Origin of the sequence: Bordetella flabilis, assembly GCF_001676725.1 — a bacterium.
In the GTDB taxonomy this organism is placed as follows: Bacteria; Pseudomonadota; Gammaproteobacteria; order Burkholderiales; family Burkholderiaceae_B; genus Bordetella_C; species Bordetella_C flabilis.
In genome coordinates this window covers 1,979,722-1,998,535 of the sequence record NZ_CP016172.1, presented here as the reverse complement: position 1 = coordinate 1,998,535, position 18,814 = coordinate 1,979,722, and the positions used below count along the sequence as shown (strand labels likewise).

The following is an 18,814-nucleotide window of genomic DNA, read 5'->3' as shown; positions in this document are numbered from 1 at the left end:
GCCTTGTCAGGCCGCGGCGCGGGACATGCGCTTGCGTTCGTTTTCCGTCAGGTAGCGCTTGCGCAGCCGGATGGACTTCGGCGTAACCTCGACGAGTTCGTCGTCGTCGATGAATTCCACCGCATACTCCAGCGACATCTGGATGGGCGGCACCAGGCGCACCGCTTCATCCGTGCCGGAGGCGCGGACGTTGGTCAGCTGCTTGCCCTTGATGGGGTTGACCACCAGATCGTTGTCGCGGCTGTGGATGCCGATGATCATGCCCTCGTACAGGGCGTCGCCAGGGTTCACGAACATGCGGCCGCGATCCTGCAGCTTCCACAGGGCATAGGCCACCGCTTCGCCGTTGTCCTGGCTGATCAGCACGCCATTGCGGCGTTCACCGATGCTGCCTTCGCGGGCGGGCGCGTATTCGTCGAAGATGTGGCTCATCAGCCCGGTCCCGCGGGTCATGGTCAGGAATTCGTTCTGGAAGCCGATCAGGCCCCGGGCCGGAATGCGGTATTCCAGGCGCGTGCGGCCGCGGCCGTCCGGCTGCATATCCAGCAGATCGCCCTTGCGACGGCCCAGTTCTTCCATGACGCCGCCCTGGTGGGCGTCCTCGACGTCGACGGTAAGCAGTTCGAAGGGTTCGTGGCGCTCGCCATCCACCTCCTTGAACACCACGCGCGGGCGCGACACGGCCAGCTCATAGCCTTCGCGGCGCATGGTTTCCAACAGGATGGTCAGGTGCAGTTCGCCCCGTCCGGAGACTTCGAACACCGTGTCGTCGCCGGTGTCCTTGACGCGCAGAGCCACGTTGGACTTCAGCTCACGATCGAGACGGTCACGCAATTGGCGGCTGGTGACGAACTTGCCTTCGCGGCCGGCCAGCGGCGAGGTGTTCACCATGAAGTTCATGGTGAGCGTGGGCTCGTCGATGCGCAGCATGGGCAAGGCCTCAGTCGCCGGCGACGCCGTATCCATGAGCGTGCAGCCGATACCGATGCCTTCAATACCGTTGATCAGGACGATGTCGCCGGCCTCGGCCGCGTCGACCACTTCGCGCTCAAGACCCTTGAACTTCAGCACCTGGTTGATGCGGCCCTTGCCGCCGTCGCCCTCCGGACCGAAGCGGTACTGCACTTCCATACCGGTCCGGATGCGACCGCGGTTCACGCGCCCGACGCCGATCTTGCCGACATAGCTGCTGTAGTCCAGCGAGATGATCTGCAGCAGCAAGGGGCCGTTGGGGTCGTCGTTGCGCTGGGGAACATGCTTCAGGATGGATTCGAACAGCGGCCGCATGTCGCCTTCGCGCACATCGGCGGTCATGCCGGCATAGCCCGATAGGCCGGAGGCATACACCACCGGGAAGTCCAGCTGCTCTTCCGTCGCGCCCAGCTTGTCGAACAGCTCGAAGGTCGCGTTGATGACGAAATCGGGACGCGCGCCGGGGCGGTCGATCTTGTTGACCACCACGATGGGCTTGAGCCCCAGCGCGAGCGCCTTGCGCGTCACGAAGATGGTCTGCGGCATCGGGCCTTCCACGGCATCGACCAGCAGCAGCACGCCGTCGACCATGGACAGCACGCGCTCGACTTCGCCGCCGAAATCCGCGTGTCCCGGGGTGTCCACGATATTGATGTGCGTACCCTCGTACTCGACCGCACAGTTCTTGGCCAGGATGGTGATGCCGCGTTCCTTTTCCAGGTCGTTCGAGTCCATGACGCGCTCGGCCACGGCCTGGTTTTCGCGGAAGGTACCGGATTGGCGCAGCAGCTGGTCGACCAGCGTGGTTTTGCCATGGTCGACGTGGGCGATGATGGCGACGTTGCGCAGGGCGCGGGTCATAACAGATCCTTTAAGGTAAGACGGGCGCCAGGCCCGCCGGCAATTCATTCATGGGCAGCAAGGCCCGCTTGGGGTCGGGCAGGGCTTGCAGCGCCTCCAGCGCGATGGCGCCGTCCAGCGAAAACGGTCCCACCTGGGTGCGGCGCAAGGCCGTCAGGTGGGCATGGCAGCCCAGCGCCCGCCCGATGTCCTGGGCCAGCGTGCGCAGATAAGTGCCCTTGCTGCAGGCCACATCGATCACCGCCGTCATACCGTCGCAGGACAGCAGGTCGATGCGATGCAGGGTGACCTCCCGCGCCTCGCGCTCCAGCTCCACGCCGGCGCGCGCATACTCGTACAAAGGCTTGCCGTCGCGCTTCAGGGCCGAATACATCGGCGGCACCTGCGAGATCGTGCCCCGGAAACGTGACAGCACATCGCGCAGCGCGGTCTCATCCACGCCGGCGAAATCCTGGGGCGCCCGCGCCACGATATGTCCGGTGAGGTCGCCCGAATCGGTTTCCTCGCCAAAGCGCAAAGTGGCCCGGTAGCCCTTGTCCGCGTTCAGCATCGCGCCAGACAGCTTGGTCGCCTTGCCCATGCAACACACCAGCAGCCCGGTGGCGAACGGGTCCAGCGTACCGGTATGGCCCGCCTTGGCCGCATCCAGCGTGCGGCGCGCGCGTTGCAGCGCATGGTTGCTGGATAAGCCTTCAGGTTTGTCCAGCAGCAGGACACCGTCGAGCATCAGCCCGCGTCGTTTGGCCATCGTGTCGTCCGAGAAAAAAGCCGTGCCGACAGCCCGTCAGGACTGTTTTTCCGGCTCGTCGGGATCATCCCGGTAGGAACCGGGCTGGTTGGCGCGGTCGATCAGCCGCGACATTTCGATCCCGCGCGCGATCTGCTCGTCGTGCACGAAACGCAGCGTGGGCACCGTATGGATATGCAGCAGCCGATACAGCTGGGAATGCAGCCAGCCAGCCTTTTCGTTGAGCAGGCCGGCCGCCGCGTCCGGTTCCGCTCCAAGCACCGTGAAATACACCTTGGCGTGCGCGTAATCCGGGGACAGCTCCACGCCGGAAAGCGTGATCAACCCCGCCCGCGCGACGTCGATTTCGCGCTGGATCAAGCCGGCCAGATCCTTCTGGATCTGGTCGGCCAACCGCAGGTTGCGGCCGGGAATCGCTTTGGACTTGTGACGGCTCATGCAGCTTCTTCGATGCGCGGTCGCTTAGAGCGTACGCGCGATTTCCTTGATCTCGAACACTTCCAGCTGGTCGCCCACCTGGATATCGTTGTTGCCGCGCAGCGTCAGGCCGCAATCGAAACCGGCCTTGACTTCGCGTACATCGTCCTTGAAGCGACGCAGGGATTCGAGATGCCCGGTCCACTGGACGACGTTGCTTCGCAACAGGCGTACCTGCGAATCGCGGCGAACGATGCCGTCCAGCACCATGCAGCCCGCGATGTTGCCGATACGCGAGATCGTGTAGATTTCGCGGATCTCCACCAGGCCGATGACTTCCTCGCGCTTTTCCGGCGCCAGCATGCCGGACATCGCCGCTTTCACCTCATCCACGGCGTCGTAGATGATGTTGTAGTAGCGCACGTCGATGCCGTTGGCTTCGGCCAGCTTCTTGGCGCTTTGCTCGGCGCGCACATTGAAGCCGATGACGACCGCGTTCGAGGCGATGGCCAGGTTGACGTCGCTTTCCGAAATACCGCCCACGGCGGCATGCACGACCTGGACCCGCACTTCTTCCGTCGACAGCTTGGTCAGGGCCGACACCAGTGCTTCCTGGGAACCCTGCACGTCGGTCTTGACGATAAGCGCCAGCGTCTGCGTGCCTTCGCCCATGTTGTCGAACATGGATTCCAGCTTGGCGGCCTGCTGGCGCGCCAGCTTGACGTCGCGGAACTTGCCCTGGCGGAACAGGGCGATTTCACGCGCCTTGCGCTCGTCGGTCAGGACGATCAGCTCGTCGCCGGCCGCCGGCACGTCGGTCAGGCCCTGGATCTCGACCGGAATCGAGGGACCGGCCGTCTGCACCTGCTTGGCGTTCTCGTCCAGCATGGCCCGCACGCGGCCGAAGCTGGCGCCCGCCAGCACGACGTCGCCGCGCTTGAGGGTACCGCTCTGCACCAGGATGGTCGCCACCGGGCCACGACCCTTGTCCAACCGCGCTTCGATGACCAGGCCCTTGGCATGTGCGTTCACCGGCGCCGTCAACTCCAGGATTTCCGCTTGCAGCAGCACGTTTTCCAGCAAGTCCTCGATGCCGGCGCCAGTCTTGGCGGACACGGACACGAAGGGAACGTCGCCGCCGTATTCTTCCGGCACGACTTCCTCGGCCACGAGTTCCTGCTTGACACGTTCCGGGTTTGCGTCCGGCTTGTCGATCTTGTTCACCGCCACGACCAGCGGCACGCCGGCGGCCTTGGCATGGTGGATGGCCTCGCGCGTCTGCGGCATCACGCCGTCGTCGGCCGCCACCACCAGGATGACGATGTCGGTGGCCTTGGCACCACGCGCACGCATGGCCGTAAAGGCTTCGTGGCCCGGGGTATCCAGGAAGGTCACCATGCCGCGCTCGGTCTCGACGTGATACGCACCGATATGCTGCGTAATGCCGCCGGCTTCGCCCGCGGCAACCTTGGCGCGACGAATATAGTCGAGCAGCGAGGTCTTGCCGTGGTCGACGTGGCCCATGACGGTCACCACGGGGGCCCGCGGCAGCAGTTCGCTCTCTTCGCTTTCCGGCGCGGTCTCGTCCAGGAAAGCTTCCGGGTCGTCCAGCTTGGCGGCGATCGCCTTGTGGCCGAGTTCCTCGACCACGATCATCGCGGTTTCCTGGTCCAGCACCTGGTTGATGGTGACCATCTGGCCCAGCTTCATCAATTGCTTGATGACTTCCGCGGCCTTGACGGACATCTTGTGCGCCAGGTCGGCAACCGTAATGGTTTCAGGCACGTGCACTTCACGCGCGATGAATTCCTGCGTCGGCTGCTCGACCATGCCGCCGCGACGATCGCCCTGCTGGTTGCGGTTACGTCCGCCGGACTTGCCGCCGCCCTTGCCGCCCGCGCGCCAGCCGTCGCGACTCGGCGCAGTGGTCTTTTCGGCGGGCTTCTTGCGGGCGCTATCGTCGGTCCACGTGGACGACACTTCCGCCGTCTTGATGGTCTTCTTGGGACCCGTGCCAGGACCCGGCTTGGCATCCTTCTTCGCGGGAGTACCGGCCTTCGCGGCCGGCTTGTGCAGAGTGCCGGACAAGGCGGCCGCCGCTGCCGCTGCCGCTGCAGTCGGTTCGGGTTCCGGCGCGCGCAGGACCTTGCGCGGGCGATTCAGCATTTCGCGCAGCGCGGCGGCTTCGGCCTCGGCCTGGCGGCGCGCCTCGTCCCGCTGGGCGGTGCTGAGCGTCTGGGCGGGCGTCGCCGACGGTGGCGGACCGCGGCGTGCATCGCCGGCACGCGGGCCCTTCGACGCGGCCGGCTTGGCCGGCGCGGGCGGCGTGCCGGGGCGCTCGATGGGATTCAGGGACGACGGTGCGGCGCCGGTCTGCTCGGCAGACTTGGGCGCAACGGGAGCTTCGGTTTCCGATTGGTCGGAAACCGCAATGGTATCTGGCGTGTTCACGGGCTCTTGCGGGGCAGCAGCGACCGGCGGCTCGGCGGCGGGGCCGGCGGCGGATGCCACGGGTGCCTCGTGTTCGGGTTCCGGCTGAATGGATTCGGGTTGGGCCTGCTCTTCCGACGGCGCGGACGATGCCTCGGGCGCGGGCGGGGCGGCAGACTCGGCGACAGGCGCGGCGGGGCTTTCCGTACGCTCGGATGCCGGCGTGGCGCTCTCGCTGGCCTCCGCGACAGGCGACGGCGCGGCGGCCGGCTCCACGGCGGACGTAGGCGCAGACGTCGGGGCGGGCGTCTCGACAGCGCCCTGCGGCGCAGCCTCGGCGGGCGCTTCCGCGTCGGGGCCCCGGCCAGCAGCCGCTTCGGCAGCCAGTTCGGCGGGATCGCGCTTGACGAACACCCGCTTCTTGCGCACTTCCACCTGGATGGTGCGCGAGCGGCCGGTGGCGTCGGCTTGGCGGATCTCGGAGGTCTGACGGCGGGTCAGCGTGATCTTCTTGCCTTCGCCGCTGCCGCCGTGCGCCCGGCGCAGCGAGTCGAGCAATTTCGCCTTGTCGCTGTCGGTGACGGCGTCGTTCACCGATTTGAGGTCAACGCCGGCCGAGCGCAGCTGTTCCAGCAGCACATTGGCAGGCATTTTCAGCTCGGTAGCGAACTGGGCGACGGTATTGCTCGACATTAGGCTTTCTTCCTGTGTACGGCGATATAACAATATGACTAGCGCTATCCAATAAAACAAGTCCGGGGAGGCGCCTGCAAGGCACCGCCCCACCCACTACTTTTCTTCATCGAACCAGTGTGCACGGGCCCGCATGATGAGCTCGCTGGACTGGCTTTCCTCGAGACCCGAGATTTCGGCGAGCTCATCCGTGGAGAGCTCGGCCAGGTCGTCGCGGGTGTGGACCTTGCGCTCGGCCAGCTTGGCGGCCAGCTCGGGCGTCATGCCCTCCAGCTCCAGCAGGTCCTGCGCGGTTTCGAGTCGCTCTTCCTGCGCGATGGCCTCGGTCAGCAGGGCATTGCGCGCGCGGGTGCGGAGCTCGTTGATGGTGTCTTCGTCGAACGCCTCGATCTCCAGCAGTTCCTGCATGGGGACATAGGCGATCTCCTCAAGACCGGTGAAACCTTCATCGATCAGGATGTCGGCCACTTCCTCATCGACATCCAGCTTGCTCATGAAAGTATCGCGCAGGCTGGAACGCTCGACTTCCTGCCGGTTCTGGCTTTCTTCCGGCGTCATGATGTTGATCTGCCAGCCGGTGAGCTCCGACGCCAGGCGCACGTTCTGACCCTTTGCGCCGATTGCCTTGGGCAGGTTTTCTTCGTCCACCACCACGTCCATGGCGTGCTTGTCTTCGTCGACGACGATGGACTCCACGTTGGCCGGGGCCAGGGCGCCGATGACGAACTGCGCCGGATCCTCCGACCACAGCACGATATCGACCTGTTCACCGCCCAGCTCGTTGCGCACCGCCGTGACGCGCGAACCGCGCATGCCCACGCAGGTGCCGATCGGGTCGATGCGCTTGTCGTAGGCGATCACGGCGATCTTGGCGCGCACGCCGGCGTCGCGCGCGGCCGCCTTGATTTCGAGCAGGCCCTGCTCGATTTCCGGCACTTCGTTCTCGAAAAGCTGGCGGATGAATTCGGGCGAGGTACGAGACAGGATGACCTGCTGGCCGCGGGCGGCATGGTCCACGCGCAGCACGAAGGCACGCACGCGGTCGCCCACACGCAGGTTTTCCTTCGGGATCATCTCGGAACGCGGCAGCCGCGCTTCGATCTTGCCCGTTTCGATGATGGCATCGCCCTTGTCCATGCGCTTGACCGTGCCGGAGACGATAGTCTCACCGCGCTCCAGGAAGTCGTTCAGTACCTGCTCGCGCTCGGCATCACGGATCTTCTGCAGAATCGCCTGCTTGGCGGCCTGGGCGCCGATACGGCCGAACTCGATGGGTTCGAGCGGTTCCTCGATGTATTCGCCCACCTGGATATTGGGCACGAGTTCGCGGGCGTCGGAGTACATCTCCTGCTTGTCGGGTTCCTGCAGGCCGGCCTCGTCGGGCACGACCAGCCAGCGGCGGAAACCTTCATGGCTGCCGCTGTCCCGATCGATGGATACACGGATGTCCGCGTCTTCCTTGAACCGCTTTTTCATGGCCGAAGCCAGCGCGCTTTCCAGCGCTCCGAATACCACGTCGCGCGCCACGTTCTTTTCGCGCGCCAAGGCATCGACCAACAGAAGAATTTCGCGACTCATCGCTTTTTGCCCTTGAAATCCAGGACCGGATCCAGTTTGGCGCGCTCCACGTCCTCGAACGTGAAGTTCACCACCTGGGCCTCGTCCTTCTTTGCCTCAAATTCCACGCCGAAAATGGCTTTCCCGTCTTCCTGCGCCGCGCCATCGGCTGCCGCAATCAATATGCCGTTGAAGACCTTACGTCCCTCTACGGCGGCACGCAGCTTGACTTCGACGCGCTGGCCGGCGAAACGGTGGAGGTCCGCTTCGTTGCGCAGGGGTCGGTCCACACCCGGCGAGCCGACTTCGAGCCGCTTGTAGTCAATGTTCTCGACCTCGTAGACGCGCGAAAGCTGCCGGGAAACCTGCTCGCAGTCTTCGATGCGAACGCCTTCCGGGCGATCGATCGTGACGCGCAACAGGCCCAGCGCGGCGCGCTCGACATCGACGAGTTCGACGTCCATGCCGGCCAGTGCCTCTTGGGTCAATGCGAATAGATCAGCCATATACTCGAAAAAAATGGGCTGTAAGCCCAGCCCATCGTATTACACGAGATGCGCAGGTACGCTTTACGGCCACAAGAATTGGGCCGCAAAACGAGGCCCGCAAAACAGGCCCCACCCGCGCATCCGCGCCATGTTCGGTTCTTGTCGACGCGGCCCCGCGACCTGAAGGCCGTCCCCGCGCCGTTGGACATATCACGATCGAGCCCCGGACAGGCACCTCAGGCACCCCGGACGCAACCCGCCGCAACATGTCCACGAAAACCCGTTATGTTATCAGAAAATTGATAAATTGCCTGATGCGTCGCGGGTTTACGTATACGGGGCCAGGCTATGCAGTCAGCGGGAGCCGCGCCCACGCACGCCCGCCACGCCCAGGCGCGACTCATGGGCCGAGGCACCACGCGGCTGCCAATCATCGCCCCGCGCCATACCGCCGCCGCCAGCGTTGCCGCCATTCGGTCCATTGCCGCGCGGGCCCTTGGCCTTCGGGTTGCCGCGCTTCTTCTCATTGCCGGGCCCGGCCGGCTTGGCGGAGCGGCCACGCTGCGGCGCTTTGCCGCGGCCTTCCGCACCGCCTGGCTGCGCGGCAGCCTGGCCCGCGGGACGGCCGACATTCTGGCCCATTCCGGGCTTGCCCTTGCGGCCCGACTTGCCGCGCGGCTGCCCTTGGCCGGCGCCCTGGCCCGGCGCCGCCTGGCCAGGGCGCTTGCCCGGTCCGCGACGCTGCCCTTTACCGCCCCGCGGCGCGCCGTCGTTGCCCATGGGATGGCCATTGGCATAGCCGCCGGTCACCAGCAAGCCGGTACCGAAGGGATCGGACGGATGGGACAGCCCCGCCCCGGCACTCTTGCCCGGCCGCCCACCCTGCAGCTTGCCGCGGCGGCCGATGCGCGCCCCGTTCATGCCATTGTTGTCCAGCGTACCGAAGCCTGGGGGCAGCGCGCTGTCATGCGACTCCGGCTGCTTGGACCGGCGTCCGCTCCCGTCATCGTCGTCGCGCAGCAGTCCAAGCTGGACCATGAGCGCCGTCACCAGATTGGGGTCCAGTTCTTCCCAGCGCCCACGGCGCAGATTGCGCGGCAGGACGATATCGCCGAAGCGGGTGCGGATCAGCCGGCTTACCGTGACGCCCACCGCCTCGAACATGCGGCGGACTTCACGGTTACGGCCTTCCTGCAGGGTGACGCGATACCAGCGGTTGCTGCCCTCCCCGCCCAGGTAGTCCAGCGCGCCGAAGGCGGCTTTGCCGTCCTCGAGCTCGATGCCTTCGACGAGCGATTTGCGCTGCGCCTCGTCCATCTCGCCAAGCACCCGCACGGCGTATTCACGCTCGGTGCCGTACCGCGGATGCATGATGCGATTCGCCATATCCCCCGATGTCGTGAAGATCAGCAGCCCTTCGGTGTTCAGGTCCAGTCGACCCACCGAAAGCCACTTCCCCGTGCGCAGCTTGGGCAAGCGGGCAAACACGCTGGCACGTCCGCCCGGGTCGTCGTGGCTGACGATTTCGCCGGCCGGCTTGTGGTAGAGAATGACGCGCGGCGGTTTGCGGGTATTGGTGCGGGTGATGGGCTTGCCATTCACGCGGACCTGGTCATTGGCGGCGACCCGCTGCCCGATGTGAGCAGGCTCTCCGTTGACGGACACGCGGCCCGCGATGATCAGCTCTTCCATTTCGCGCCGCGACCCGATGCCGGCATCGGCGAGTACCTTGTGCAGCTTCGGCATGACGGCCTCGCTGTTCAGGTACTTGGTAAGGCGCTGTTCCATACGCGCACTCTTTTCGAGGTAGGCCAGCGCCTGTTCCGCCTCCCGCTCGGAGCCGGGCGAAGTCGCATCCGGAACCGGCGCCGCGGCGCGCTGCGGCGCTGGCGCGGCCGCGCCGGCGTCGCCGCCCGCCACCGCGTCGCCCGTTGCCGCGTCACCGCGGCGGCGGCGGAACGGCGTGCGCAGCTTGCGACCGCGCCCCCGGTTGCCGGCCGCCCCGGCATCGCCCTCGACGGCCGGGATGGTGTCGCCCACCGGCGCATTGTCCCCGCGGCGACGGCTACGCCCGTTCGGCGCGGGCTCTTCGGACGCGGACGCCGCGGCGCCGTACGGCGCTGGCGACTCGCTTGCCGGCACCGCCTGCGTGACGCTTGCCTCGTGCTCGGGGCGCGCGACGCGGCTACCGGCATCCGAGGACGCCGGCATGCCGGCATCGGCCGCACTCGAGGTATCGCTGTCCACGTTCGGCCGCGCGCCGGTTTCCAGCGTATCGCCGGACTTGCGGCGACGCGCGCGCTTGACCGGGGCGGCAGGCTGTTCGAAGGACGCCGCACCCTGGCCCGGCGCCGCGGCAGAGGCATCATCGATAGCCAGAGGCAAGGAAGTCTGCGCTTCGGCGCCAAGCGGCAGCGCCGCCTGTTCGCCTACGGAGCCAGCCGTGCGCGGCTTGCGGGCTCGCGGCGTACGCGCCTTGGCGGCCGGCTCGGCGGCGTCCGAAGGATGTACCTGCGTTGCATCGGCAACGACATCCGCGGGCGTCGCCCCGGCGCGCTTGGGACTGGCTCGCTTGGCAGGGGCGCGCTTCACGCGCTCGCCATCGGGTGCCTTGGCATCGGCCGCACTGGGGTCCGCCTGTCCGGCTGTCGCCTCCGGCGCCGCTGCCTTGGCGCGAGGCTGACGCCGCGCACGGGCGCGGGGCACAGCTTCGGCGTTGCCTTCCTGCGGGCCCGGGTCACCAGCAGCGACCTGCGTCGCGGCCGGCTCATGCGACGCGATGGCGCGCGATTCTTTGACTTCGTCCTGCACGTTTTTATTGATGGTCACTGGGACTACTCCGGGATTCATTCTTTACGGGGCGCGCCGGGCGCGTCGTCTTTTTCGGGTTGCGCGGGCGGCACTTCAGGGTTGTGGCCGGGAACGGGAGGCGTGATTTCAGGCGCCGGTTCGGCCGGGTCGATTTCAGGAGTGCTACTAGGCGGCGTGATTTCCGGCTGCTGGGGTGGCTTGATCTCAGGGTGCCGGCTGGGCGGCGTGATCTCGGGACGATGCTGGCCCAAATCCACGGAATCGGACCCGGGAACCGGGATCTCGGGTTCCGAGGTCGCCGATACGGCGACAACATGCACACCATTGACTTGAGCTGGGTCGGTCACCTGCTGTGCGTCGTTCCCATCAGGTGCGTCGTTCCCATCGGGTGCCTCGTTCCCATCGGGTGCGTCGTTCACATTAGGCGAGTCGGTCATATCAGGTGCATGGGTCACATCAGGTACGTCGGTCGCGGCGTTGCCGGAGTCGTCGCCATGGGCAGGATCGGCGGTATCGCGCTGCATACCCGGGGTTGCGGCCTCATCGCCGCCTTCGGAAGCCGCAGCCGGTTCCTGTCCCATACCGCCGTCCGCCAGGTCCAGTCCTTCCAGTGCCGCCATGGCGGCGCCCGCTTCCAGCGGCGGCAACTCATCCAGGGCGCGCAAGCCCAGGTCATCCAAAAACTGGCGCGTCGTCCCGAACAAGGCAGGTCGGCCCGGCGCGTCGCGATGGCCGATGACCTCGATCCAGCCCCGATCCTCCAGCGTCTTGACGATCTGCGAAGACACGGTGACGCCCCGAATATCTTCGATATCGCCCCGCGTGACCGGTTGGCGCCAGGCGATGATCGCGAGGGTCTCCAGCACGGCCCGGGAATATTTGGGCGGCTTCTCCGGGCTCAGGCGTTCGAGGTACCGCTGCATGCCTGGACGGCTCTGGAAACGCCAGCCGCTGGCCAGGGATACGAGCTCCAGTCCGCGGTCGGTCCAGGCCTGCTGCAACCCCTCCAGCAGGCTGTCCATGCGCGCGTTATCCATCTCCTCGTCATCGCCGAACAGCTTGCGCAATTCCGCGCGCGGCATGGGCTGCGAAGCGCAGAGCAGCGCGGTTTCGATTACCAGTGTGGCCTCGCTATCGTTCATCGATATATTCAATTCAACGGGGTAAGTGGCGCCTTGGCTTGCCAAGGCTTGGGAACTGGGTTAATATCTTTTTCTCAGACGCGGGGTGGAGCAGTCTGGCAGCTCGTCGGGCTCATAACCCGAAGGTCGTAGGTTCAAATCCTGCCCCCGCAACCAGATACGAAGTAAGGCAGTACGAAACAGAAAAGGCTTGGCGCACGCGCCAGGCCTTTTTTGTTTTCAAGGCCGGTCCGGAAGTCATTGCCGCGCAACCTGATGGCCTGCCCGCTCGGGTGTCCCGCCCGGGTGCCGACCATGGCGCCACCTGCCGTAGCGGTGGACGCCCTGGCGATGCCGGCCGCAAACGATGCACCTATAAGCACCGAGGCCACAAGCGGGCCGCCCGGAAGCGACGCGTCCGGGAGTGACGACGCGCCCATAAGCCAGACCACAAGCGCGCCGAGCAGAAGCAGCGCGCCGACCTCACACGCGCCCCTACAGGCCACGGCCTCTCGCCGGACGCCCGAACGACGTTCGCGGGCAAACCGCACTCGCACGCCGCCCTTGCGGGGCGCTGAAGCCGCCACGGCGTGAACGCGAGTCTGTGCGGAAGCAGCCGCGGCATGCGGCTCGAACCTGAAAAACGCTAGCAAAAGAACCTCGGCCAACACGGCTGGTCTGCGATACCCATGCGGTCAGGCAGCGTATACGCCGCCGCGAGCCACAAAGCCGAAAAGGAACGATAAGGCAATGAACGACGGAGCGGACAGTGCCTGCGCGCCCGGGATACGGGCGACTTGGCGCGGTGCTGTAAAGATTGAACTGAGCCGTCCGGCGCTACCCCGATCAACGGAGCGTCTTTTTATTGCCGACTAACCTGCGTGTGGACGGAAAAGGCGAAAGCGGCCGAAGCATGCCTGGGAAACCGGAGCCTGTCCGGTCGAACCTATCCGATGGATGCCCGTCCTGGCCGTCTGTAATCAAGCCAAACCGCCTGCAGGAACTCGTAAATTATACCCACATTAACGCGCCTATAGGGGGAAAACCTCGCGCTAATTGCCCCGCAAGTGCTGCCTCGCGCATATATAGAGCGCGTTTTCATCCACCCCACGGGCGATGAAGATCAGGCGGGGTTCGGTTTCCTCATCCGGCCAGTCCGCCAGCGGAACGGGCGGATAGAGCTGGTCGTGAACCGCGTGCACCGCGCTGGGCCCTGCATCGCCCTCGAAAAGGACCAGTCCCTTCATCCTCAACAAGGCGTCGCCCAGTTCTCCCTGCAGGGACGCAATGCCACGCAGGAAAACTGCCCGCGGCACGGCGCCGGGCAGGACCAGCGTTGCAACGGCGACCTCATGGGGCGCCGATTCCCGTTCGGCGCGCGGCCCCGCCAGCGCCCGTGGGGCGCCGTAGCGCGCCAGCCAGGCACTTCCCTCTTCCGGCGCACGCGGTCCGCGATACAGACGGTCGGCCAGCAGGCCGGCCGGCAGCGCGGCCTCGCGCGCCAACACATGGACTTGGGCCGCGGGGTTCAGGCGCAGGACGGCATCCGTGGCCGCTTGCACTTGTGCCGTCGACGCCAGATCGGCCTTGCTGATCGCGATCTCGTCGGCCAACGCCAGCTGCTGCGCCGCCTCGGGCTGCTGCCGTATCTGCGCGGCGACATGCTGCGCATCGGCGACCGTGATGGTCCCGTTGTAGACATAGCGCTCTGCCAGGAAAGCGTCATGCCGCAGGGTGAACAGGATGGGTGCGGGGCTGGCCAGCCCGCTGGTCTCGATAAGGACATGGCCAAAAGGCTGGATGGCGCGCCGTACGGCCAGAAGGAATAGATCGCGCAAGGTGTCCGCGACGCCGCCGCGCACCATGCAGCAGATGCAGCCCCCTTCGACGACGCGCACCGTATCCGTCACATGGCGGACCAGATGGTGGTCGATGCCGACCGCCCCGAATTCATTGATGACGACTGCCGCTCGCGCGAAGCGCGGCGTGGCGATCATGCGGTTCAACAAGGTGGTCTTGCCACTGCCGAGAAACCCCGTCACGACGGTGACGCCGATGCGCGTATCGGCAATGCTGGATGCGCTCACGGGCAGACCGCGACGGCGTTCAATTCGATCAGCGCGCCATGATGCAGCGCGCCGGTGGGCACCACGGTCCGGGCCGGACGAGCCTTGCCCATGAATGCCTCATAAACAGAATTGACCTCCGGCCATAGCGACACGTCTGGAATAAAGATTTGCACGCTGGCAAGTTGATCCAACGACGTACCGGCCGCCGCAAGGATGGCCGCCAGGTTCTCCAGGCATTGGCGTGCCTGCGCCGCGATGCCCGGGGGCATGACGCGCTGCGCGCCCGGCGCAAAAGGCAATTGCCCGGAGACGTAGACAAACCCGTTTGCCTTGATGGCCTGGCTGTAGTGGCCCGCGGGCAGCGGCGCCGCGGCGGTCTGTATGTGTTCGATCATGGGAAAAGTCCGGACGAGCAGAATATGCGCCGATCATACCGGGTTGGAGCGGGGTTCAGATCGGGTTGAATCCCGCGGTCCGCTGCGCGACGTCGTCCTCGCCCTGAGCGGCGTCCGACCGTGTATAGGGTTGCGCCGGCCGGCCACATGCCTTGGCATGCGCGTAGGCATAGACGCGCGCCGCGGCCGCGCCGACGGCGGCCTGCTCGTTCGGAAAGACCGTTGGGTCGTCCAGCGGCGCCGTACCTTCAACCGCCCCCCGTCCCACGAAGCCGCCTTTTGCCGACGCGATCTGCAGGACAAAAGGACTACCGCGCATTACGCCGTTTGCCACATGGTGCCATCGGATCATGGCCTCCCCTCCTCTATGCCAAAGGCGCATCTTGACGCAGCTCGAGCGCGCAGCCACTGCAGGCTCTTTCCGGACGTTACCAATCTTGGGGCGGGACTACGGACGGCGGCCGCATGCCGCATCGACGTGCCTGTCTTCCCGGTCCGCCGGCCCCACCGATCGAACGCACGACAGTGGCCGGGGCAAGCCGCGAAGGTCCGGTCGCAACGGCACGCCGCCATCGCCGTTCGCGATGGTGGTTTTCCGAAAGACCACGCCGAGGCAACGCCACTGCATGCATCATTACTCGCCACAAGGGGTACACGCAGGCGCCGTGCGATGCAGCATCAAAGCAGGCTGCTGGAGATAACCGCCATGCCAGATGGCGATACCGCACGCCTATCCGCGCGGTATCCCGATAAAACAAGGAAGGAGACAACGATGAAAGGCACGTTAGCAGCCGCATTCGTGGCAGCATTCATTTCCTGTTCGCCCACCCTGGCACAGGCCAAGGAAGCGCCGGAAAAATCCGAAGTCCATATCGGCGCGGCATCCGTCGGCATCACCTACCTGCCGGTCATCCTGGCCAAGCAGCTGGGATACTTTCGCGACGAGGGCTTGAATGTCACCATCGCGGCGTTCTCCGGCGGCTCCAAGGCGCTGGAGGCAATGCTGGGCGGCAGCACGGACATGGTGGCCGGGGCCTATTCCAATACCATCACCATGGCGGCCAAGGGGCAGAAGCTGGTGACCATCGCCGCGCAGGTCACCTGCCCGGGATGGGTGTTCGGCATAGCCAGCAAAAGCGCCGGGAAGGTCAAAACCACAGCCGACCTGAAGGGTAAGCGGATAGGCGTGAGCGCCCCCGGATCCAGCACCCACATGGTCGTCAACTACATCCTGCACAAGGCGGGACTCAAGCCCGACGACGTGTCCATCATCGGCGTGGGCCAGGCGGCCGGCGCGGTGGCTGCCGTACGCGCGGGCCAGATCGACGCCCTGATCGTCAATGACCCGGTCGCCACCGTGCTGACGGGCGATGGAAGTCTCGTCCCCATGGACGAGATGCGTACAGCGGAAGGCAACAAGCAGGTGTTCGGCGCGGATTATCCGGAATCCAGCATCTACACGACCCAGGCCTACGTTGCCAGGAACCCGCGCACCGTGCAGGCGGTGGCCGACGCCATCGTCCGGGCCGAACGCTGGATCGCCAAGGCCACGCCCCAGCAGGTCGTCGCCAACGTCCCGCCCGAATACCTGGTCGACAACAAGGACCTGTACGCCAAGGCCTTCGAGAGCAGCCGCCGCTGCATTTCCAGCGACGGCGTCATCACCGACGAAGGCGCGCGCACCGTGCGCGACGTCCTGGCTGCCTTCGACCCGACGATAGGCGCCGCCAAGATCGACCTGGCCGCCACCTACGACAACCGCTACGTGAAGCGCGCCGCGGAGACGCTGCAATGAGAGCCATGCTGCGCAGCATTGACACCCCCGGGCATAGCGCGGGCACGCAGCCGCAATCCGCCACACAACCGGAGGCGTTGCGGTTCGAAGGCGTGACCTGCACCTTCGCCAGCAACGAAAAGCGCGGGCAGACCTATACCGCCGTGCGGGACGTCGACCTGACCATCGGCGAAGGCGAATTCGTGTCGGTTGTCGGGCCCACCGGCTGCGGGAAATCCACCCTGCTCAACGTGGCCGCGGGACTGATGCGGCCGTCCACCGGAACCCTGAGCGTCTTCGGCCGCCCGCTGGTCCAGGGTTTGAACAAGGACGCCTCGTATCTATTCCAGGTGGATGCGCTCATGCCCTGGAAGACGGCGGAAGACAACATTGCCGCCGGCCTGCTGTTCCACGGCATGCCCAAGGCGCAGGCGCTGCAGATCGCGCGCGAATGGCTGGATCGTGTCGGGCTTTCGGGGCACGGCCGCAAGTATCCGCACCAGATGTCGGGCGGCATGCGCAAGCGCGCCGGCCTGGCCCAGGCGCTGGCCCTCGACCCGCGCATCCTGTTGATGGACGAGCCGTTCAGCGCGCTGGACATCCAGACGCGCCACCTCATGGAGGACGAGTTGCTGCGTCTATGGTCGGCCGATCGCAAGTCGGTGATCTTCGTCACGCACGACCTCGAAGAAGCGATCTCGCTGTCGGACCGCGTCATCGTGCTGTCCGCGGGGCCGGGAACCCGCCCCATCGCAGAATTCCCGATAGACCTGGAGCGCCCGCGCCAGGTCGCGGAAATCCGCATGACGCAGCGATTCCTGCAACTGCACACCGAAATATGGGAAGTCCTTCGAGGGGAGGTCTTGAAAAGCTATGCCAGTACGCGCCTTTGATCCCAACAACCGCATCGTCGTCCTGGCCACGCGCCTGCTGCTGCTGGTCGGCGCGATCTTCCTGTGGTGGCTGTGCACCAGCAGGGAATGGCTGTCGCCTTTCTTCTTCGGCGATCCGCTCGGCGTGGCCAGGCGCATCGTCACCTGGTTCACCAGCGGATCCATCTTCATACACCTGTATACGACTCTCGTCGAAACGCTGCTGGCCTTCGTCATCGGCACGCTGCTGGGCCTGGGCTGCGGGCTGTGGCTGGCGCTCAACCCCTTCCTGGCGGTCGTCACCGACCCGTTCATCAAGGCGTTCAACTCCATGCCGCGCCTGATCTTCGCGCCCATCTTCGCACTGTGGTTCGGCCTGGGCATCTGGTCGAAGGTCGCGCTGGGCGTCACGCTGGTCTTCTTTGTCGTCTTCTTCAACGTCTTCCAGGGCGTGCGGGAAGTCAGCCCCGCGGTCCTGTCCAACACCCGCATGATGGGGGCGAGTTCCCGCCAGTTGATGCGCCACGTCTATATGCCGTCGGCGATGAGCTGGGTGTTCTCCAGCCTGCACAACGCGGTCGGCATCGCCTTCGTCGGCAGCGTCGTGGGCGAATATCTCGGCTCCGAGAAGGGCGTCGGCTACCTGATCCTGCTGGCCGAGGGCGTCTTCGACATCAACTCCGTCATCGCCGGCATTCTGCTGCTGACCGTGTTCGCCCTGGTGCTGGACACGACCGTCTCGCTCTTCGAAGACCATTTCATGCGCTGGCGTCCCGTGGTCGGCCAGACCGTGGGCGCCAACGCCTGACGCAACCCAAAGGAATCGCATCTTGCAAACCAATTCCATCGACCTGACCGGCCGCGTGGCCGTCATTACCGGCGGCGCACAGGGTATCGGCCTGACCGTCGCGCGCCGTTTCCTGGCATCCGGGGCACGCGTCGCGCTGTGGGACGTCAACGAAGCCGGACTGGCCCGCGTGAAACAGGACCTGCGCGCCGAAGGCCACGAGGGCGTCCACGTGGAACGCGTGGATATCGCCGACTATGCCAGTGTCGAAGCCGGCGTGTCCGGCACGCTGCGCGCCCTGGGCCGACTGGAAATCCTCATCAACAACGCCGCCATCGTCGGACCCAACGCCACGCTGGCACAGTACCCGCTGGACGAGTGGCGCAAGGTGATCGACATCGACGTCAATGGCACCTTCCATTGCTGTCGTGCCGTCGCGCCCGTGATGATCGAGCAGAACTACGGCCGCATCGTCAACGTGGCCTCGATCGCGGGCAAGGAAGGCAATCCCAACGCCTCGGCCTACAGCTCCGCCAAGGCCGCCGTGATCGCCATGACGAAATCGCTGGGCAAGGAGTTGGCCAGCCACGATATTGCCGTCAATTGCGTCACGCCGGCGGTGGCCCGCACGCCGGGCGCGATGGAGCAGGCGCCCGAGCACATCAGCTACATGCTGAGCCGCATTCCGCGTGGGCGCTTCCTGGAGTTGAACGAAGCCGCCGCCATGATCGCGTGGCTGTCCAGCGAAGAGAATTCCTTCACGACCGGCGCGGTGTTCGACCTGTCCGGCGGACGGGCGACATACTGACACCGCCCCCC

General features: G+C 65.8%; 15 protein-coding genes and 1 tRNA gene. 5 read left to right on the top strand and 11 right to left on the bottom strand.

Annotated elements, in window-relative coordinates:
* Positions 1–6: 6 nt before the first annotated feature.
* The 8 genes from typA to scpB all read right to left on the bottom strand — a co-directional run bounded on the left by typA (position 7) and on the right by scpB (position 12,119).
* Positions 7–1,833 carry a translational GTPase TypA gene (gene typA / locus BAU07_RS08785; protein ID WP_066656195.1) on the bottom strand — a complete coding sequence of 609 codons (1,827 nt, stop codon included), beginning with the start codon at positions 1,831–1,833 and terminating at the stop codon, positions 7–9.
* Between the two features lie 10 nt (positions 1,834–1,843).
* Positions 1,844–2,581, bottom strand: coding sequence for a tRNA pseudouridine(55) synthase TruB (truB, locus tag BAU07_RS08780; protein WP_066656193.1), 738 nt, complete (start codon positions 2,579–2,581; stop codon positions 1,844–1,846).
* A 36-nt stretch (positions 2,582–2,617) separates the two neighbouring features.
* Entirely contained in the window at positions 2,618–3,019 is a 402-nt protein-coding gene (gene rbfA / locus BAU07_RS08775) for a 30S ribosome-binding factor RbfA (RefSeq protein WP_066656192.1), read from the bottom strand.
* A 24-nt stretch (positions 3,020–3,043) separates the two neighbouring features.
* The gene (infB, locus tag BAU07_RS08770; RefSeq protein ID WP_066656190.1) at positions 3,044–6,121 is read right to left on the bottom strand and encodes a translation initiation factor IF-2; all 3,078 of its coding nucleotides are present in this window, start codon (positions 6,119–6,121) and stop codon (positions 3,044–3,046) included.
* Positions 6,122–6,217: 96 nt separating this feature from the next.
* Positions 6,218–7,699, bottom strand: coding sequence for a transcription termination factor NusA (nusA, locus tag BAU07_RS08765; protein WP_066656187.1), 1,482 nt, complete (start codon positions 7,697–7,699; stop codon positions 6,218–6,220).
* Positions 7,696–8,184 (bottom strand): ribosome maturation factor RimP, encoded by a 489-nt coding sequence (rimP, locus tag BAU07_RS08760; protein WP_066656184.1) that lies wholly within the window; start codon positions 8,182–8,184, stop codon positions 7,696–7,698. The genes nusA and rimP overlap by 4 nt, the downstream gene beginning before the upstream one ends.
* A gap of 336 nt (positions 8,185–8,520) precedes the next feature.
* A complete protein-coding gene (rluB, locus tag BAU07_RS08755; protein ID WP_066665095.1) occupies positions 8,521–10,206 on the bottom strand; it encodes a 23S rRNA pseudouridine(2605) synthase RluB in 1,686 nt (561 codons plus the stop codon).
* Positions 10,207–11,012: 806 nt separating this feature from the next.
* Positions 11,013–12,119, bottom strand: a complete 1,107-nt coding sequence (scpB, locus tag BAU07_RS08750) for an SMC-Scp complex subunit ScpB (protein ID WP_066656182.1) — start codon at positions 12,117–12,119, stop codon at positions 11,013–11,015.
* Between the two features lie 79 nt (positions 12,120–12,198).
* On the opposite strand from scpB, the gene BAU07_RS08745 reads away from it, so the two are divergent.
* Positions 12,199–12,275: transfer RNA gene (locus BAU07_RS08745), tRNA-Met, on the top strand.
* An 875-nt stretch (positions 12,276–13,150) separates the two neighbouring features.
* On the opposite strand, the gene BAU07_RS08740 is transcribed toward BAU07_RS08745, so the two are convergent.
* The 3 genes from BAU07_RS08740 to BAU07_RS08730 are packed head-to-tail and all read right to left on the bottom strand — an operon-like array spanning position 13,151 to position 14,914.
* Positions 13,151–14,185: a CobW family GTP-binding protein gene (locus tag BAU07_RS08740; RefSeq protein ID WP_232338270.1), complete on the bottom strand. Its 1,035-nt coding sequence runs from the start codon at positions 14,183–14,185 to the stop codon at positions 13,151–13,153.
* Positions 14,182–14,562, bottom strand: a complete 381-nt coding sequence (locus tag BAU07_RS08735) for a RidA family protein (protein ID WP_157122128.1) — start codon at positions 14,560–14,562, stop codon at positions 14,182–14,184. The genes BAU07_RS08740 and BAU07_RS08735 overlap by 4 nt, the downstream gene beginning before the upstream one ends.
* A 55-nt stretch (positions 14,563–14,617) precedes the next feature.
* Positions 14,618–14,914, bottom strand: coding sequence for a hypothetical protein (locus BAU07_RS08730; protein WP_066656172.1), 297 nt, complete (start codon positions 14,912–14,914; stop codon positions 14,618–14,620).
* A 420-nt stretch (positions 14,915–15,334) separates the two neighbouring features.
* Between BAU07_RS08730 and BAU07_RS08725 the strand changes: the two genes are divergently transcribed.
* From BAU07_RS08725 to BAU07_RS08710, 4 genes are read left to right on the top strand one after another with little or no spacing between them, the layout of a single operon-like run.
* On the top strand, positions 15,335–16,357 hold the full coding sequence (locus BAU07_RS08725) for an ABC transporter substrate-binding protein (protein WP_066656169.1): 1,023 nt from the start codon (positions 15,335–15,337) through the stop codon (positions 16,355–16,357).
* Positions 16,354–17,229, top strand: coding sequence for an ABC transporter ATP-binding protein (locus BAU07_RS08720; protein ID WP_084025515.1), 876 nt, complete (start codon positions 16,354–16,356; stop codon positions 17,227–17,229). The genes BAU07_RS08725 and BAU07_RS08720 overlap by 4 nt, the downstream gene beginning before the upstream one ends.
* Entirely contained in the window at positions 17,210–18,016 is an 807-nt protein-coding gene (locus BAU07_RS08715; RefSeq protein WP_066656156.1) for an ABC transporter permease, read from the top strand. Before BAU07_RS08720 ends, BAU07_RS08715 begins: the two co-directional genes overlap by 20 nt.
* A 22-nt stretch (positions 18,017–18,038) precedes the next feature.
* Positions 18,039–18,803 (top strand): SDR family NAD(P)-dependent oxidoreductase, encoded by a 765-nt coding sequence (locus BAU07_RS08710; protein ID WP_066656153.1) that lies wholly within the window; start codon positions 18,039–18,041, stop codon positions 18,801–18,803.
* Positions 18,804–18,814: the final 11 nt, after the last annotated feature.

Bases quoted from the DNA above. Each gene is read 5' to 3' on its own strand.
- rimP (WP_066656184.1), bottom strand. From the start codon at position 8,184: ATGGCTGATCTATTCGCATTGACCCAAGAGGCACTGGCCGGCATGGAC.
- BAU07_RS08730 (WP_066656172.1), bottom strand. From the start codon at position 14,914: ATGATCCGATGGCACCATGTGGCAAACGGCGTAATGCGCGGTAGTCCT.
- BAU07_RS08725 (WP_066656169.1), top strand. From the start codon at position 15,335: ATGAAAGGCACGTTAGCAGCCGCATTCGTGGCAGCATTCATTTCCTGT.
- BAU07_RS08720 (WP_084025515.1), top strand. From the start codon at position 16,354: ATGAGAGCCATGCTGCGCAGCATTGACACCCCCGGGCATAGCGCGGGC.
- BAU07_RS08715 (WP_066656156.1), top strand. From the start codon at position 17,210: ATGCCAGTACGCGCCTTTGATCCCAACAACCGCATCGTCGTCCTGGCC.
- rbfA (WP_066656192.1), bottom strand. From the start codon at position 3,019: ATGAGCCGTCACAAGTCCAAAGCGATTCCCGGCCGCAACCTGCGGTTG.
- infB (WP_066656190.1), bottom strand. From the start codon at position 6,121: ATGTCGAGCAATACCGTCGCCCAGTTCGCTACCGAGCTGAAAATGCCT.
- scpB (WP_066656182.1), bottom strand. From the start codon at position 12,119: ATGAACGATAGCGAGGCCACACTGGTAATCGAAACCGCGCTGCTCTGC.
- BAU07_RS08735 (WP_157122128.1), bottom strand. From the start codon at position 14,562: ATGATCGAACACATACAGACCGCCGCGGCGCCGCTGCCCGCGGGCCAC.
- typA (WP_066656195.1), bottom strand. From the start codon at position 1,833: ATGACCCGCGCCCTGCGCAACGTCGCCATCATCGCCCACGTCGACCAT.
- nusA (WP_066656187.1), bottom strand. From the start codon at position 7,699: ATGAGTCGCGAAATTCTTCTGTTGGTCGATGCCTTGGCGCGCGAAAAG.
- truB (WP_066656193.1), bottom strand. From the start codon at position 2,581: ATGGCCAAACGACGCGGGCTGATGCTCGACGGTGTCCTGCTGCTGGAC.